The sequence below is a fragment of the Paraburkholderia sp. EG286A genome, assembly GCF_040965375.1.
Taxonomy (GTDB): domain Bacteria; phylum Pseudomonadota; class Gammaproteobacteria; order Burkholderiales; family Burkholderiaceae; genus Paraburkholderia.
In genome coordinates, this window is the sequence record NZ_JBFRCB010000015.1 from 50,074 (window position 1) to 65,073 (window position 15,000).

Annotated in this window: 14 protein-coding genes; 6 read left to right on the top strand and 8 right to left on the bottom strand. The window is 58.8% G+C overall.

What is annotated here, in order from left to right:
- Positions 1-54: 54 nt before the first annotated feature.
- Both AB4Y35_RS39710 and AB4Y35_RS39715 read right to left on the bottom strand, forming a co-directional pair.
- Positions 55-246, bottom strand: coding sequence for a hypothetical protein (locus AB4Y35_RS39710; RefSeq protein WP_368697273.1), 192 nt, complete (start codon positions 244-246; stop codon positions 55-57).
- Between the two features lie 348 nt (positions 247-594).
- Entirely contained in the window at positions 595-1,071 is a 477-nt protein-coding gene (locus AB4Y35_RS39715) for a hypothetical protein (RefSeq protein ID WP_368708628.1), read from the bottom strand.
- A 533-nt stretch (positions 1,072-1,604) separates the two neighbouring features.
- Between AB4Y35_RS39715 and AB4Y35_RS39720 the strand changes: the two genes are divergently transcribed.
- From AB4Y35_RS39720 to AB4Y35_RS39730, 3 genes are all read left to right on the top strand, one after another.
- On the top strand, positions 1,605-2,744 hold the full coding sequence (locus AB4Y35_RS39720; protein ID WP_368708629.1) for an RpiR family transcriptional regulator: 1,140 nt from the start codon (positions 1,605-1,607) through the stop codon (positions 2,742-2,744).
- Positions 2,745-4,811: 2,067 nt separating this feature from the next.
- A complete protein-coding gene (locus tag AB4Y35_RS39725) occupies positions 4,812-5,108 on the top strand; it encodes an H-NS histone family protein (RefSeq protein WP_342952574.1) in 297 nt (98 codons plus the stop codon).
- 311 nt (positions 5,109-5,419) lie between these two features.
- Complete coding sequence (locus AB4Y35_RS39730; protein ID WP_368708630.1) at positions 5,420-6,010, top strand: hypothetical protein; 591 nt, start codon at positions 5,420-5,422, stop codon at positions 6,008-6,010.
- Positions 6,011-6,491: 481 nt separating this feature from the next.
- Here the strand turns inward: AB4Y35_RS39730 and AB4Y35_RS39735 are convergent, their stop codons facing one another.
- Positions 6,492-6,839 (bottom strand): winged helix-turn-helix domain-containing protein, encoded by a 348-nt coding sequence (locus AB4Y35_RS39735; protein WP_254343104.1) that lies wholly within the window; start codon positions 6,837-6,839, stop codon positions 6,492-6,494.
- A gap of 18 nt (positions 6,840-6,857) precedes the next feature.
- Here AB4Y35_RS39735 and AB4Y35_RS39740 point away from each other — a divergent pair, with 18 nt between their 5' ends.
- Entirely contained in the window at positions 6,858-7,553 is a 696-nt protein-coding gene (locus tag AB4Y35_RS39740) for a hypothetical protein (RefSeq protein WP_368708631.1), read from the top strand.
- A gap of 253 nt (positions 7,554-7,806) precedes the next feature.
- Here the strand turns inward: AB4Y35_RS39740 and AB4Y35_RS39745 are convergent, their stop codons facing one another.
- Entirely contained in the window at positions 7,807-8,427 is a 621-nt protein-coding gene (locus AB4Y35_RS39745) for a hypothetical protein (RefSeq protein ID WP_368708632.1), read from the bottom strand.
- 362 nt (positions 8,428-8,789) lie between these two features.
- Between AB4Y35_RS39745 and AB4Y35_RS39750 the strand changes: the two genes are divergently transcribed.
- Positions 8,790-9,083, top strand: a complete 294-nt coding sequence (locus AB4Y35_RS39750; protein WP_368708633.1) for a hypothetical protein — start codon at positions 8,790-8,792, stop codon at positions 9,081-9,083.
- Here AB4Y35_RS39750 and AB4Y35_RS39755 read toward each other — a convergent pair.
- Together AB4Y35_RS39755 and AB4Y35_RS39760 are read right to left on the bottom strand one after the other, a co-directional pair.
- A complete protein-coding gene (locus AB4Y35_RS39755) occupies positions 9,073-9,198 on the bottom strand; it encodes a hypothetical protein (protein ID WP_342952569.1) in 126 nt (41 codons plus the stop codon). The two genes, AB4Y35_RS39750 and AB4Y35_RS39755, sit on opposite strands and share 11 nt — an antisense overlap.
- A gap of 333 nt (positions 9,199-9,531) precedes the next feature.
- Positions 9,532-10,440, bottom strand: a complete 909-nt coding sequence (locus tag AB4Y35_RS39760; protein ID WP_368708634.1) for a YihY/virulence factor BrkB family protein — start codon at positions 10,438-10,440, stop codon at positions 9,532-9,534.
- Positions 10,441-11,036: 596 nt separating this feature from the next.
- On the opposite strand from AB4Y35_RS39760, the gene AB4Y35_RS39765 reads away from it, so the two are divergent.
- Positions 11,037-12,047: a hypothetical protein gene (locus AB4Y35_RS39765; RefSeq protein WP_368708635.1), complete on the top strand. Its 1,011-nt coding sequence runs from the start codon at positions 11,037-11,039 to the stop codon at positions 12,045-12,047.
- 856 nt (positions 12,048-12,903) lie between these two features.
- Here AB4Y35_RS39765 and AB4Y35_RS39770 read toward each other — a convergent pair.
- Positions 12,904-13,248 (bottom strand): HAD-IA family hydrolase, encoded by a 345-nt coding sequence (locus tag AB4Y35_RS39770; protein ID WP_368708636.1) that lies wholly within the window; start codon positions 13,246-13,248, stop codon positions 12,904-12,906.
- Entirely contained in the window at positions 13,245-14,660 is a 1,416-nt protein-coding gene (locus tag AB4Y35_RS39775) for a transposase (RefSeq protein ID WP_368708637.1), read from the bottom strand. Before AB4Y35_RS39775 ends, AB4Y35_RS39770 begins: the two co-directional genes overlap by 4 nt.
- Between the last annotated feature and the right edge of the window lie 340 nt (positions 14,661-15,000).

Consider the following 15,000-nt stretch of genomic DNA (forward strand, 5'->3'; position numbering starts at 1 on the left):
GAGGCTGGGACAACGCCTGTCGACACACAGGCATCACCGCTGAAAAGAAGCCCGCTAGAGAACCTTGAGATTGCGAATCTTGCCGATTGCCGGCGAGCGTTCGACGATCAGGTTCGCGATGAATTCAGGCAACAGGGCGCGCGGCACGTTCGCGGGGATATCGGTCACGAGCTGCGAAGGCACCTGAACGATGAATTCCTCCGGCGCAGTGGCGAGACTATGTTCGTACGCAACGCGGATTTCCATGCTGTTATCTTTCGGAGATGTGGTTGCCGGGAGTGCATGCAATGTGCGCAGGGCTATGCAGGGTTGTGGACCCAGTGTAGCGCGCGATACACCTGTCGTTGTTTGTTGTGAGCGCTTGCGCGCTTGTGCCGACCATCGCAGGCTGCACCGCCCGCGACTCCATTTCCCTGTCATGCAAGCCCGGCGATTTGGTCCCCGGCTATGGGAGCCGGTTACCATCAGATGCCGGAATATCTGTATGACGTTTGTGCGAGTCTCTCTCACGTCCACACGTCCTTGGTCACCGGCGGCCTTTAGTGCACATGAGCAGACTGATGTGCGATTGCACGACGGGGCGCGTTGACGACGTTATCGTGCAACCTGGAGATGACTGTCGTTGGTGCGGGTGTCGCGCGCGACCATACCGACCTGCTTTCCGAGGTAGTCACTCGCCCTGAGTACGATCTCCATTCGGGTCACGCTGAGCGCGCGGTCGTATTCATTTACCACGGCGGTGAGACCGTCAGTCAGCGATTCAGGCACATTCCAGACGCCAGTGCGGTCTGCCTGATCGAGCACCTCTGCGAGGCCACGCTCAACGCGGTCGATGTCCGCGATATCGAGCTGCCCATGTCCCGCCCGGGTAATGAAGCTCGTGATGATGATGATCTGCGAGAGGAGATTAACCAGCGAGCGGTCCGCTTCCCCGTTGCGCAGACGCTCGAGCGCAATCCGTGCACGCAGCGCAAGATCCGAGGATTCCTTGCGGGGCATGGGAAGAAAGAGCGATTTTGCATGCGCACTGGTAGACGGACGACGCGGGGAACGGTAGTTCTTATTTGACATGTTCGACAGCGGGCGAATGGATTTCGGGTTCGCATATTGGGACGCTTCACCGCAGGGCAAGAGCACCCGTCAAAATTTGTCCCTGTCTCGCGGTTCGTCGCGTTTTCTGTGTGCCCGCCTTTCGATACCTGGCTGCAGCCTTGTTGCGAAACCGCCTATAAACGCGACTAACTGTCCGCGCGCGACGACTCCGGCAAGCGCCTGACGGCGGCCTCCGCTTTCCTGCATTGGCGGCACTCCCCAAGGAACCGCTGGAAAGCCGGAGCAGGCAGAGGGGCATTGCTGCCCGGGTCAGGACGAAAACAACGGTGCCTTCCTCGCGCTGATTGCGCAGACGCAGCCGGAGTCTGTCGGCGAACTGACATTCAGGATGGGAGGCGCAAAACCGGATCGGTCGAGGACCTTGAAGACATGCGGGAAAGACGGGCTGATTCACTTGCGTTTTCTGTACTACGCGGAGTTACATGGCCGTGTGATCTAACGCGGCCATGTGATTTCACATGGCCAACTGAAATAACGTGGCCAAGTGAATCATGAGCGACCCGCATTTCCTGACCGGAGCAACCGACCGTCTCGCGCGCCGCTCCGTATATTCGCTCTTCGAAAGCAACGGTTGGCAAGTCCAGGAGGACAGTGAGGGTGGCAAGGGTGGCGAGTTCGTCCTGACCAGCCCTCATGGTCAGACGTATCACGCGGTATTGAAAGCGCTAGCGGAAGGGCGTGCCGATCGGGTGATACCGCTTTTCTCGCAGGCGCTGCTCGAATCGCGATTCCACGCCAATGCAAAGCCGGGCAAGTCCCGTCCCGCTGTCCTTATCTGGGTGGGAAGTGCATCGCAGGCGCTCGTCACCAGGCTTCGAGATTTTCAGCGTGTGTACAGCAAAGGTGAACCTGTCGCTATCTTGTCGGACGTGCCGCTGTACGTGGACTTTCCGGGTCTGGAGGCCGATAAACGGCCGGTGAGTGTGCGGCGCAGCAGCCATTCCGCACCGCCGACGCTTGTTTTCTCCGATCTCGCCCAATGGATGCTCAAGCTCCTGCTCGCGACCGATATCAAGCGAGAGAACCCGATCAATGCCCCGGAGAAGACGTACATGACGGCGACCGACCTTGCACGTGAAGCGGGCGTATCGGTCATGACCGCTACGCGGCTCGTCAATGCCCTGAAAGAGGAAGACTTCGTCGAGGCGGTGCCGCACCTGCGGCTCGTCCAGCGACGCAAACTCGCGCAGCGGTGGAAGGCCGCCTACGTGAAACCGGCAGTCAGCGTGCCGATGAAATTTCTCGTGCGTGGCGTGCCTGAGGAGCAGCAGTTACGAAAGACGCTCAAGCGGGAAGAGGGGGCGACGCTGGGTCAGTTTGCGGCGGCGCACGCACTGCGCGTAGGGCACGTACATGGCGCGCTGGCGACCCTGTGGGTGCCCGATCTCGCAGCAGCTGAAGGCTGGCGGGGGCTGAAGCGTGCGCTCGAGGGTGAACGGCCGGATCTGATTCTGAAACTGCACCCCTATCCTCAATCGCTGCTTCGGGGGCGCGTCATGCGCGAGGGAGTCTGGGTGTCCGACATTATCCAGACATGGCTTGACGTCTCCGCCGATACGACGCGAGGTGCCGAGCAGGCAGCCGAGCTCGAGCACGGCGCGCTGGCAAGCGTCGTGGGAGAAAAAATGTGAGCGAATTGGCAGATTTCAGCAGACTGGCGATGACGCTCGAGCCATGGCGCAAGCAGATCGTCTTTGTTGGCGGATGGGCATTCCGGCTGTACCGCTATGAGCCGCGTGCTTATGCATGTCGCAGACAGCATGGAAGTACGCCATGTTGCGGCGAGTTCGGAAGCCCAGTCTGGATCGCTCCGCTTCTCGTCGAATGAATTGTCGAATGCGTCGGGGTCATCCGCCTCTTTCGAGAACAAGGGGTCAAAATCCAGCGATTCCTTCGGTGTCTCGCGCGGGGCATAGCTTCGAACTCCTTGCCCATAGAGGGAACACCAATACTGCTGCACAGCGCCGTCGTGCCAACAGCCATCCGTAAAGTTGTCGGAAGCGAAGCCTTTTGCGACTTCTGGAAAACAGGCAATGCCAATATCCCCGGCAGCCAAGCGTACGATTTCGCGATCCGACAGGCTTTGAACAACGTCATTATAGGCAGCCGCGACCACTCTTCAGAGGTCCTCCTTGGCATGAGGCGAATCCATGTTCACCCCGGATGCCGGGAAGACCTGTAGAAGGTCCTGGGCTGATAGGCTCATTCCTAAGCGCTTGTTCAAGCGTGCGGCAAGCCGGCCAGCCGACGCGACGTCCAGGTCAGTGGCTATGACCCGCGCCGGAAACGCTATAACTTCTGACCAGTTCCGCAGCCCAGGCACCGCCGCCGCAAGGTCAAGTGCCTGGTAGTGGCCAATTGTGTGACTCGAACGGGCACGAGGCCGCGGATGCCCTCGGCCAGTTGCTTCAATTCCGGAATTTCCATTGCTTTCTCCAGGGCATCTAGCTCCGATGCACGCTTTGCGGGCCGCCCAAAGAAAACAATGAATAGGGGAGTTAGGTTGAAACCTCGTCTTTACCCTGTCCAAGGGACGCGTGCGGCAGGGGACGACCCCTCGCAGAGGCACATCAGATTCCGAAATTGCGTCAACGTATAGGTCGAGGCCGTTGTCAGTACAACAGCTGAATTGGCGGAAGTCGCAACCAAGCCGACTGCTGCTCATACGGCTTCGAGGTCTGTTGCGGTGATGGTTTGCCACTGAGCATGAGTTTGCGTCGATTGCCGACGAAGGCCGATTGTGCGATGCCTGGGCGGCACTACATTCCGCTCATCCAGAGCCAGTCCGGCGCACAGCGCATTGGCCCAATATTCACGGATGTGGGCGCTCCGCTGGCGGCGCCCTCGTGTGTTTCCTTGACGAGCGATCTGTAATGTCGACTCTAGTGAAACTTCATCGTTGGTCACTGAGCGTCATCGCATCATATCAATTCGCATATCGAATTAATTGTGCGTACAGCCGGCGAGGAATGCCAGATAGTCCAGTCATTCGCTGGATGGTGGACATACGATTTGCATGCTGACCAGCTCAAGGATGTGAATACGGATTCTGAAGCGGTGACGGGTGGGTTGGATGGTGCCGATGGTGATGCGGGTGCTTTGACTTCGATTTTGCCTTTGATTGGGACTTTGACGTTGCCTTCGTGTGCGGATGCGGCTCGCCCTGGGGTAGCGGCTCTGTAGTCTGGGCAGCGGGCAGTGGCGGAGGAGAACTGGTACGTCCACGTTGCGGCGTGTCCTGGCCTTCGCCGAAGTGAAACGTCTGCGAGGTTTGTGCGTAAGCGGCAGCGGACAGCGACACCGCCATCAGTAACAGGTATTTCGAAAGCTTCATGCGTGTTCCCTTTGGGCGGACGCTTCAGGATAACGCAATACGCAGCCCCAGCCGCCTTGTCCTGTTCATTGCTCGCGTGGCCGACAAGGTGTGCGAGGCATTCACAACTGCGTAATGCGCCGCTTCAAGGGACCGTTGTGTCGGCCGATCCTCGTGAAAAGCACTGGCCCGAACTGGCCACGTCCAACCATCCTTGCAAAAGAGTATGAACGTTCGTCGTGAAGCGGCTACCCAATATCGCCCGGGATTTGCGAATTCGCGGACACAGGCCCAATGCCAGACTCGTCGGTCAGTCATCCCGATTCGGATCAAAGCCGTGAGAAAGTCACTATCATGACCGCGAGGTGTCCATATGGGGAAGTCCGTGGCAACGTACAAGGAACTGAAAGCACAACTTGACGAACTCAAGAGTCAGGCGGCCGCTGTGCGGCAGGAGGAGTTCGACATGGTGCTTGCCGATATCCGTGCAAAGGTTGTGGAGTTCGGATATTCCGAGCGGGATATCTTCGGGAGCCGACGCGGCAGACCAAGGGTCTCGCACGGTCCACTGCCTGCAAAATATCGCGATCCTGCTACCGGTGCTACCTGGTCCGGGCGGGGACGCGCGCCAAACTGGATCAAGGACGCGAAGAACCGCGACCGGTTTCTGATTTACAAATAGATCACGTCGCGGGGATCGATAACAATCGCATGCGCGCGACCAATGCTTGAATAAAAGCCATTCCTGTTTGCGGGCCCGCACACCACGATCCGGAAATGTACGAAATGCATATTTGAGGTGCTCAAACCGGGAATTTGGTCTCATTGATGTCAGTGGGAGCAAGGCGCCCTGGCATGTCCGTATGGCGTTTCCCCGCGTCCTGTGCGCCTGATCAGGTGTGACGGACAGGGCCACGCCGCTTCATCCCCATGGCAGATCCTTGCGCACAGCGCAGCCATTCGTTATTATTTTTATAACGAATGGAGACCAGCATGCCTACGCTGCACCCGGGCCTTCCGGAATTGAATCTGCCTTCGCGTCAGGGTGGCAGTCTGTCAGTCAGTTCATGGATTCTGTCCTATCCGATGTTTCGCGACGCCCTGCAACGCGAGGAAACGGATTTTGTCGCACTGCCGTCGTACGTCAGGCTTCCCGTTCTGAGAAGGATGACGGAGCCGACGGATGCGTCGTCTGCCCGGTGGACAGATCTGGGTGGGGTGCGCGCCTCCTATATCGAGCTCTGTACATCCTGTGTTGCGGACGTCGTGCGGGATCATCTGTTGGCCGGTGCAAACAAACCGGAGACTGCCAGTGAAGCCGCAGACGAACTTGAAACGCTCTGTTCGATATTTCCTGCGGCCCGGGTGCCTCTTGTGGCGAGACCTCCGTGCCTGCTCAGTCCCGGCGTGGGCTTTTTCCTCGAGGGTTGGGCGCGCTTTCTAGCGTACTGGTCCCGCAACGACAGGACGATCCCGTTGCTTGCCGTCGACTGGCAGGCCCTGTATGGGCGCCTGACTGACGATCTGCCCGACGGCGCCAAAGCCGCGGCGACAATCCGGCCATCGCTTTTCTGCATCGCGTGACGCAACGTAACTGCGTCTGGTCTGCGACGGTGGGCGCTCCTGCAGGCACATCGGGTCTGAATGTTCTGGAACCTGCTTTTGCCGAAACCAGATGTACTTGCTGGCGGCTCACCGCAGTCTCGATGCGGTAGCGGGGCCCTTTTTGTGACAGGCGCAAAAATACCGAACTGAGCTTCCCCTGGGTGTTGTTTTAAGCCACCGCCAGGTTGCCCTGGCCTCGCAAACCCGGTATGTTTACCGTTCCAAAAGTTATGACGGTTTGTGAAAACCCGAGCTTTTGGCGTGTGTTTGCGAACCCACTGCCCATTATGGTCCGTGGGTTCTTTTTTCGTTAATTTGGATTGCGAACGATCTCTGTGCGATTGGGAAAGACCGCCCGTAATCACGCAGCACGGCTGAACGGGGACAACTGCCTTGATTAGCCGATCCGGGCAGAACGCCCTCTACTGGCGGGCTCGGGATCGCGGGGTATGCCGCCACGTCAGGTGCCCTTCGCTGCCTTCGAGAGCGCTTCGGCGAGCTTGTCGAAGTAGCGCAGCGCAGCAGGCGTGAGTTCGATCTGCTTGCGCCGGGTGTCTTCGGTGTCGGAGAGGGTGAGCCATCCTTTCTCGCGCATGGACGCGATGCGACCGTGAAGTGTCGCAGGAGAGCCCAGTTCACTGTGTCCAATCATGTCCCGGACCGACAACCGGTCCTTGTTCTGTGACGCGCGAGCCACGAACTCAAGAATCTTCTCTTCAAGCGGATCAAGCGCTGGCAGCGTGGGCAAGCCACGAATGGCTTCGGTCAGTTGCAGGAAACGAAGATAGATGTCTGCAGGTCGTTTCATTGCTTTCGCCCATACGCGATGGGTGCGCACGCCGCGAAGGCGCGGGTCAGCTATGATTGGGGAAGGAAAAGCGAATGGAACAATTATACCGTCATGGGACGCTTGCGCTTACATTTCTGGTCCATAGCCGGCACCGTGATTGTCTACGTGCTGACGCTCTGGGTCGATGAACGGATCTTCCTGCATGCCGCGTTTCCGCGTTGGGTGGAGTGGATCTATCTTCCGACTGGAATCCGGCTTTTGAGTACGCTGCTGCTGGGCGCGGACGGTGCGATTGGGCTGCTGGTCTCCGCCTTGCTGGTCGACTTCTTTCATTACTTCCCGAACGACCCCGTACGGGCAATCGCGGGCGCGATCTTCAGTTCAGCCGGCCCGTACGCGGTCTATCGCCTCGCCCTGGAACGCTATGGCCTGAAGGCGTCGCTGACGAATCTCACGCCAAGGCGCCTTATAGTGCTCGCGTTTGCTGTCGCACTCACGAACTCGACGCTGCATCATCTCTGGTTCGCAATGACGGGAAATACGCAGGACATCCTGCAGAGTTTCTTCACGATGTTTGTGGGCGATCTGCTGGGCGCGCTGATTCTCCTCTATATCGTGAAGGGCACGCTTGCCCTGCTGCCAAGACATCCCAGCCAGTCCTCACGCATGACCGACGGCATGTTCAGGATCCGGCTGGCCCTCGACGTTGCCTACAACAACCGCCTGGCTTGACGGCAGATATGGGGTGCACGGCTCGTCAGGGCTCAAACAGGGCCGTCGAAGGTTCTCAGCTTTGCGGGATCAACGGCGCTCGAGGTGCGTGAGTCTGGGCCGGCCGCCCGGCATTGGGAGCGCCTGGAGGTCGTCGCGAATCGCGACATTTCAGCCTGGGTGCAGCACCACGTCGAGATGCACGATGGCGACAATCGTACATAGCGCCACGAGACGGGCTGCGATTGCGCCTCATCGCAACCCCTTCGTCACGCTAGCGTGCGGCCTGATTGTTATATGCATTGGTCAGTGCAACGTGAATGCTGAACATCCCGTTCGTGAGCCGGGAATCGCCCTGGCGTTTCGGGAGCAAAGCCAGCAATCCCTTCATCGCGTACAGCATGATTAGCGTGCCGGTGAGGTCGCCCACAAACATGCTGAACAGGCTTTCGAAGAAATGCTCCGTCGCACCGGTCAACGCAAACCAGAGGTGATGTAACAGCGGATTCGCGACTGAATACGCAACGGCGAGCACAAGAAGCCGGGTCGCCGTGAGATTCGTCAACGATGCGCGCAAGCCGTAATACTCTCTCGCGAACCTGTAGACCAGATACGGAGCCGCAGACCCAAGTATCGCGCCAGCGATCGCTCTCACAGGGTCATGCGGGAACCAGTAAAGAAAATCCGTTAGCAGACCGGCAAGCAGCAAGCCAAGGAAACCATCGACACCAACCAGCAGCGTGCTCAATAGCCGTACGCCGGATGGAAGGAATATCCAGTTGATGCCCCGGACAAACGAGGTATGCGCAAACACCTCCTGATTGATCCAGAGTGACGCCACAAACGCTATCAGGGTTGCCGCGATCGACCAGAAATGTATACGTAAGCTCAACATTGCGATGAAGTCTCTTTCCGTTCGGACTATGACTGGCCAATCATAGCGCCCACGTGTGGTTCTGCGGAGTGCATCTTCAACAGCCTATGGGCAAGCTGAAGGTTAATGCCCGGGTCGCAATGCTGACCACTGCGAATCTCGCGACGCGTGAAGTCCTGGCAACCAGAGACAACATCAGGGGAGTTGCGCGAGAGGAGGGGCATCATCGCGGATGGCATGGTTCTCATCATGCCGGTGATTACACAGCCCGCGAGGCTCTACCATGATGGTATTCGCAGCCACAGCATGCTGCGTGTCTCTGGAGGAAACAGGTACGCCGCGTGCTGTCATGCATGTGTAATGGCTTCGAATCTGGGGCGAAAATGGAAATCGATACCACAGGATGGTTCCCATTGGACGACTATGCGCCGGCCCGGGAGGGCTGGTACGAAGTCAGGCTCACGACCGGAGATACGGCATTCTCCCGGTTTATCGACGGACATTGGACGGAGCAGCCCGTGCTTCTGTTTACGCACTGGCGTGGTCTGAGTGCGGATCCGGGTGACTCGGCCGATAGCGAGCACATGGACGCGCAGGCTGCCGCCGCACAGGGCGTACGGGCGGCGTGGAACGCGTTTTTCCCCGCAGCGGGGGATACGCACCCACTCAAGAAATAGCTGCTGTCGCTTGCCCATGCTCGAGCGCGTCGAGGTGCGCGCGTTCGGCTGCCTGCTCGAAGAACTCGCGCAACGTCTGGCCGGAGAGGCCGACGATCGTGCCGCCGGGTTCCATGCGTTGATCGAAGACTGTATGGGCAGCACGTCGAACCGAGGCCTTAGCGCGTGATTTCACCCTTCAACATTCCGAAAAGCGTCGAAGCACCGTCCTCGAAACTCTCACTGGCCAGCACATGACACGACCGGATATTCTGCACTGCCATGTCCGCTGTCCGGCCCTGGAAAAAGCCGCGTTGCTAACAGGCCTTTGACACCACAGCACGGTACTCTACAGTGCGGCTGGTAGGACAGCGAATACTCGTGGAATTCGTCGACACCCGGAAACTACCGGTGCCATCGCGCCGACTGGTTGAAACCGCAACGAGGGTGCTCGACGCGCCGCCGCTGGTCAGCCCGTTTCCATTGACTCCGCTGCAGGGGCGCCGCGTGTATTGAGGCGCTCGTATTCCGCGATCAGTTGCGCGCCAAACAACATCAGCGTCGCGAGCGCTTCGAGGCCGAACAGGACAACAATCGCCGTCGTCAGCGACCCATAGACGACGTTCACCTGCGAAAGCTTCGCGAAGTACCAAACCAGCACGCGTCTTGTGATTTCCCACAGAACGGTGGCCGCGACCGCGCCGACGACCGCATGCCGCAGTGTCGTGCGCCCCGCCGGAATCACAAAATAGATTGCCGTCAGCACGAATATCTCGCCCGCAAGGCCACACAGATATAGCACGACTCGGGTCACGCCAGTCAGTAACACCGCATGACCGAACAGATCGATGCTACCGGTTGCGACAGCCCGCAGGCCGCTGGAGACGAGCGTCACAAGCAGCACACCGATACCTAGTGACAGACTGAATAGATAGGGCAGGATTGCCGACAGCAGGAAGTGCCTTCGCCGGACCTCAACGCGATGCACGAAGACGATTGACAGGGCATTCTCCAGAACCGAGAACGCAAGCGAACTGAAAAAGATCATCGTGATGACGAGGTACCAGCCGACCACGGAGCGATGCTCGAAAAAGGTCGCTAGTTCGCGAACGAGTGCTTTTGACTGCCCCGGTATCAGCCATTCGAGCAGACGCCCGAGCGTGTCGAACAGCAACTGCTCACCGATGAAGTGACCGAACGCGATTACAACGAGAATGAGCAGCGGCACGATTGACAGCAACGCGTAATAGGCGATCGCGCCCGCGAGCAGCAGCCCCTGGTTTTTGCGGAACGCGGTGCAGACCTGGAATAGGAATCGCGCTGGATGCGCCGCAACAAAGTGCAACGCGCTCTTGCCTGTCTCGTCGGCTGAATTCATATCAGGCTCCACCCGTTCATTGCACTCGCGCCGCCCTCATCGTGCGCGTTGAACGCGGCGCGCGCAGTTCACCTCCGCGCAAGCCGCCGCACCGTCACTCCAGGTACGAAGCCATTGCAGCCGCGTGCGTCAGCACCGCAAGCGCATTCGCCGACAGCGCATCGCGCGTGAGCTACCCGGCCGTGCGTCGCTCGTCGGGCTGTGAACGACCCCAAACGGTCACAGGATTCAGCGCCATGCCAATGACAGCTTCCAAGGTATAACGGTCGCCGTCGACTTCATAGGCCAGCAGTGATCGATGGGAGGCGCGACAGGCTGTGTGAGCTTGCCCACGCTATTCGTCTGGTTGGGCTTGTTACGTCTTGTTACAAATCCTAGACTGCATTCCACATTGGCCGCGGGGGCGGTCAAGATGAGAAGGAAAAAGCTGCTGACGGGGACGGCAGCTGCGGCCATGATCGGGCAGCGCGCTCGCGGGGTGCGGCACTGAGATGCACGCGCGAGACCATGAGGGGGGCTCACGACGTATACGTAGCCCGCGAGCGCGCAAAAAAGGCGACGTGGCAGATGTAGAAGCCAATTTCAGGGGGCACGTCTTGAACGAGTTGCTCAGCGAGAGCCAGCTAAAACTGGCCGTCGAACCCGGTCGTCGTTCAGTCAACATCCAGTCCGCGAGCCGCTCCTCGCGAATGCACACCCAGTGCGACGTAGAGGGCGCACTTTGCCTTAGACGCGTGCGTTCGGGTGGCGGAGAGTCGATGCTCGTGCGGTTGTTCCAGCTGACGGAGCCTGTGAGGTTTGCGGCTACCTTCGACGCGAAGGACATTGTCGCGTACGGCATTGGGGCACCCCTGCTTCGCATCCTGCAGGGTGACGCTGAATTTCGCTCCGCGGTCGGGACATTGTTGGCCAAAGGATATCGGCTATCTCTTGGCGAGGGCCGCCTCGAACTGACGATGGCCGGCAAGGTCCCGAAAGATCAGCGGGACACTCTCTCGGATAGCCTGTCGGTCGCGGCGAGCCGCCTTGAAGCCCTGACCGGCGGCGCGGCGAATTCGGAGGCCAGTCTCGGTCGTATCCGCAGGCCTTGGCTCGTGGCGTCGACCCTGGCAGCGGTTGTGTACTTTTTCAGTCATCTGGCCTCGTACTCCTCGGTGTTACCGCTTTCTCTTCTACCTGCCATTGTCAGCGGTGCTGCGCTCCTTTCCGCGGTGGCGTTCCTGATACAGCGCTCAACGCTGAAAGAACACGCGCTTGCGGGAGCGGTCGCGCTCGACGTCGTGATGTGGGGTGTCTTCAGTTCGGTGTTTTTCAGTAGCGCAATTTGCATGCTTTTGAACGACTATGCCGGCGCGCGCGTAGTGCCGGTGCTATCGCTCGCCGTCGACGGCACTGTCCACATCACGCACGGAAAACACGCGTCCTGCGCACTCGTCCTTGACGCGTCGACACCAGTCGTCCTGGACGACAAACGGATCCGCACTTTACCGATGCCGTGCTCGCTGGCCTATCGGCACAACGATTCTTTCGAGAACAGGTACGACGTGCAGATCAATCCCGGGCTGCTCGGAGCCCCATTCGTACAGTCAATCTCAGTGCACGAGTGACCGCGGCGTCACCCCCTCAATCCGCGTGAGAATCGACGCACCCGCGCCCCACGCCTCAATCATGTGGCGCTTGCCGTGCGCGCTGACGTGTTGCGTATGCAACGGTGCGTGGACAAAACGGCTTGTAACCAGGAGTTGCAGTGCGGCGGCGTGCAGCGCACGTAGCGCCCCATGTTCGCAGGCGCTGCCTGACGCCTGCCGCAAGTAGGCGTGAGCCCTGTCGGGCCGGAAAAGGCTTACCTGGCTGCCGCAACTGGCGCAGCGGAAGTTCGGCGCACCCATGGAAGGCAGATTTTGGGCCCCGACAATCTGCCCAGCGCGGTTTCGAGCAAAACCATGTGCGAATTCGCGGTCATTAGAAGTCCTCTGCGAATACCTGACTTGAAATGCCTCTGCGGCCCGATTGTGCTTGGGTCCCCCACCTTTGCGCAGTCAACAAAATGCAACGGACAAAAAACACCGCCCCGGGGGTGAGGCGGTGATTAAAAGAACGACACACGCCAAAATCCCGGGTTCCATTCCGTGAGTGACTTTTGGAAGCACCAAGATACCGGAATTGCGGCACCGCAGCAATTTGACACCGTTTTGCGCAACACTAGAGAAAACCTGAAGGCATAGAACAGGTGCTCGACCTTCCCGACGAAATTGTCGGCGCCCTGCCCAAGAAGAAAATCAAATGACTGAGATGCAAGCCGAAGCTTGATAAGCTGGGGACTCCGAAGCGAAGCAAATCGGGTTGATCGTTGATGTCGTGCCAACTCGTCCCCAAGGGCGCCATCTTCCATAGGCCACTGTGAAGTTAAGCGGAGCGGCTCGTCGTGGCGCCAGGGCATCGGCTTTATTTGCTGCAACCCGGCTAGAGCAAATTGAGCCGTTGCAGTTCTGCAGATAGGGCCCCGGCGCCGGTGAACACGTGGCCGTGAAGACCCGCGCTGATCGCTCCGGCTACATTGGATTCGAGGTCGTCAACAAAAAGGGCTTCCGATGCGCTCACGCCGAGGCGGTCAAGGCAGCGAAGATACGCATTCGTTGCTGGTTTCGCTGCCCCGAACAAGGCCGAAGCGTAAATCTGATTGCCGAAGATTGTGTTGAAAAAGTCGTGTTTTAGTCGGACAAGCAGAAGTCGGCAGGACGTATTCGAGTTGTGGGGATCGTCAAAGAATTGACCTTGAACGAGGCAGCGATCCCCGTTGCCTGTCATCCAACCGCGTAGTTCATCTGCTTGGTTCCTAACTTGAGCCTCTTGGCCATTCTTCGCAGATTTTGTGCGGTCGCTGCCATCAGAAACTCATCATGGGCACCGCTTAGACCTCGCAGTCGCAGACGGTCAAGCTTCAGAATGCGTTTGAGATGAGCGAAGAGCATTTCCACCTTCTTTCGCTCACGGCAGGATCGGTTGTATTCTGGCGTCTTCGTAATACGCCTCGTTTCGTCACGAGCAGCTTCATGAATGCTACGGGCGATCTTACGGAATGGTGTATTCGGACAGCAGCGATCCTTCATTGAACAGCTCTCGCAATCGAACTGGCTTGCCCGGTAGATGATCGTGTCAGCCTTCGTGACACGCGAGCGCGGACTTCTAAATTTGCGTCGATCACTGCGTAGTGTGTGCCCGGTGGGACAGCGATATTCATTGGCCAGTTCATCCCATTGGAACTCGCTGCTCGACAATGTGTTGTCTTTGCGCGCGGTTTTGTCCCAGACCGGAATATGCGGTGCAATCTCTTTCTGCCCGATCATCCAGGCAAGCATCGCCGCTGAACCATACGCGGTATCACCTGCAAGACGTCGAGGTTCGAGATCGTGTCGCCGCTCAACGCGGTCAATCATGGTCCTGGTAGATCCCACTTCGTGCGAGCGGTTCGCGGGCGTCGCCTCGACATCAACGATGATCCCTGCCTGCAGGTCAATCAGATAATTGGTCGAATAGGCGAAGAACGGCAAGCCACCTTTGGCGGCTGTCCAGCTCGCGGCGGGATCCGTCAGGGATATCCTCTTTGGAGGGGGCGATGTCTCCGTCTTCTCACCCGCTTCGGTGCCCACTGGGTTCGCCTCTTCCAATGCTTCCAGATACTCACGCACTGCACGGCTGTGGCCCTTGACGCAACCCCAGTCGACGGGCGCAGAACCCGGAACACCGCGAACTGAACTCACGTCGGCTCTAATGATGCTCGCGTCAATCGCGAAACCTTCACCCCTCACGAGCCTTTCGGACATGCACCGCCCCAGTACGGATTCGAATACATGGCGCAGCACATCACTATCGCGAAAGCGGCCGTGGCGGTTCTTCGAGAAGGTCGAGTGTTCGGGTACGGCGTCCTCCAGCCCCAGGCGGCAGAACCATCGATACGCGAGATTCAGATGCACCTCATCGCATAGCCTGCGCTCGGACCGAATGCCGAAACAGTATCCGACGATCAACATGCGGATCATGAGCTCCGGATCAATCGATGGCCGTCCCACCAGGCTGTAGAACGGCGCGAGATGCTGACGTAAATCGCGTAGATCCAGGAAGTGGTCAATGCCTCTCAACAGGTGCTCGCGAGGGACGTGATTATCGAGGTTGAACGAGTAGAAAAGTTTGTCCTGTGCACCGCCCAGTTGACCCATCATGACGAATCACTCCCGTCGTTCGATGTCTTCCAGGATAGCGAACAATCCGAACCACGGGCGACTTTTTCAACACAATCCTCCACGTTGCTGACATAGAACACGCGCATCAATGACGGCAATGGCCGATGAGTGGCCGTACGCGATCACAGCACGGAGATCCGTTTGGCCGAGCGCAGCGGCCGCGTGAATGGCTGGCAACGCCCGGAGACGAACCGCAGAAGATGACCGGGCCGTCCCGATCGCTGACCTGCACGGCCGGCCCTTTCATGATGTAACGTCATCTCGCCCGGGGAGATCGGAGGCGGCACCGTGCCAGCGCCCGGTTCCGCTGGCTGGCCCC

Excerpts from the sequence above, each read along its gene's own strand:
- AB4Y35_RS39710 (WP_368697273.1), bottom strand. The coding sequence starts at position 246 with ATGGAAATCCGCGTTGCGTACGAACATAGTCTCGCCACTGCGCCGGAG.
- AB4Y35_RS39720 (WP_368708629.1), top strand. The coding sequence starts at position 1,605 with ATGAGCGACCCGCATTTCCTGACCGGAGCAACCGACCGTCTCGCGCGC.
- AB4Y35_RS39715 (WP_368708628.1), bottom strand. The coding sequence starts at position 1,071 with ATGTCAAATAAGAACTACCGTTCCCCGCGTCGTCCGTCTACCAGTGCG.
- AB4Y35_RS39735 (WP_254343104.1), bottom strand. The coding sequence starts at position 6,839 with ATGAAACGACCTGCAGACATCTATCTTCGTTTCCTGCAACTGACCGAA.
- AB4Y35_RS39745 (WP_368708632.1), bottom strand. The coding sequence starts at position 8,427 with ATGTTGAGCTTACGTATACATTTCTGGTCGATCGCGGCAACCCTGATA.
- AB4Y35_RS39770 (WP_368708636.1), bottom strand. The coding sequence starts at position 13,248 with ATGACAGGCAACGGGGATCGCTGCCTCGTTCAAGGTCAATTCTTTGAC.
- AB4Y35_RS39730 (WP_368708630.1), top strand. The coding sequence starts at position 5,420 with ATGCCTACGCTGCACCCGGGCCTTCCGGAATTGAATCTGCCTTCGCGT.
- AB4Y35_RS39740 (WP_368708631.1), top strand. The coding sequence starts at position 6,858 with ATGGGTGCGCACGCCGCGAAGGCGCGGGTCAGCTATGATTGGGGAAGG.
- AB4Y35_RS39755 (WP_342952569.1), bottom strand. The coding sequence starts at position 9,198 with ATGGAACCCGGCGGCACGATCGTCGGCCTCTCCGGCCAGACGTTGCGC.
- AB4Y35_RS39760 (WP_368708634.1), bottom strand. The coding sequence starts at position 10,440 with ATGAATTCAGCCGACGAGACAGGCAAGAGCGCGTTGCACTTTGTTGCG.
- AB4Y35_RS39775 (WP_368708637.1), bottom strand. The coding sequence starts at position 14,660 with ATGATGGGTCAACTGGGCGGTGCACAGGACAAACTTTTCTACTCGTTC.
- AB4Y35_RS39750 (WP_368708633.1), top strand. The coding sequence starts at position 8,790 with ATGGAAATCGATACCACAGGATGGTTCCCATTGGACGACTATGCGCCG.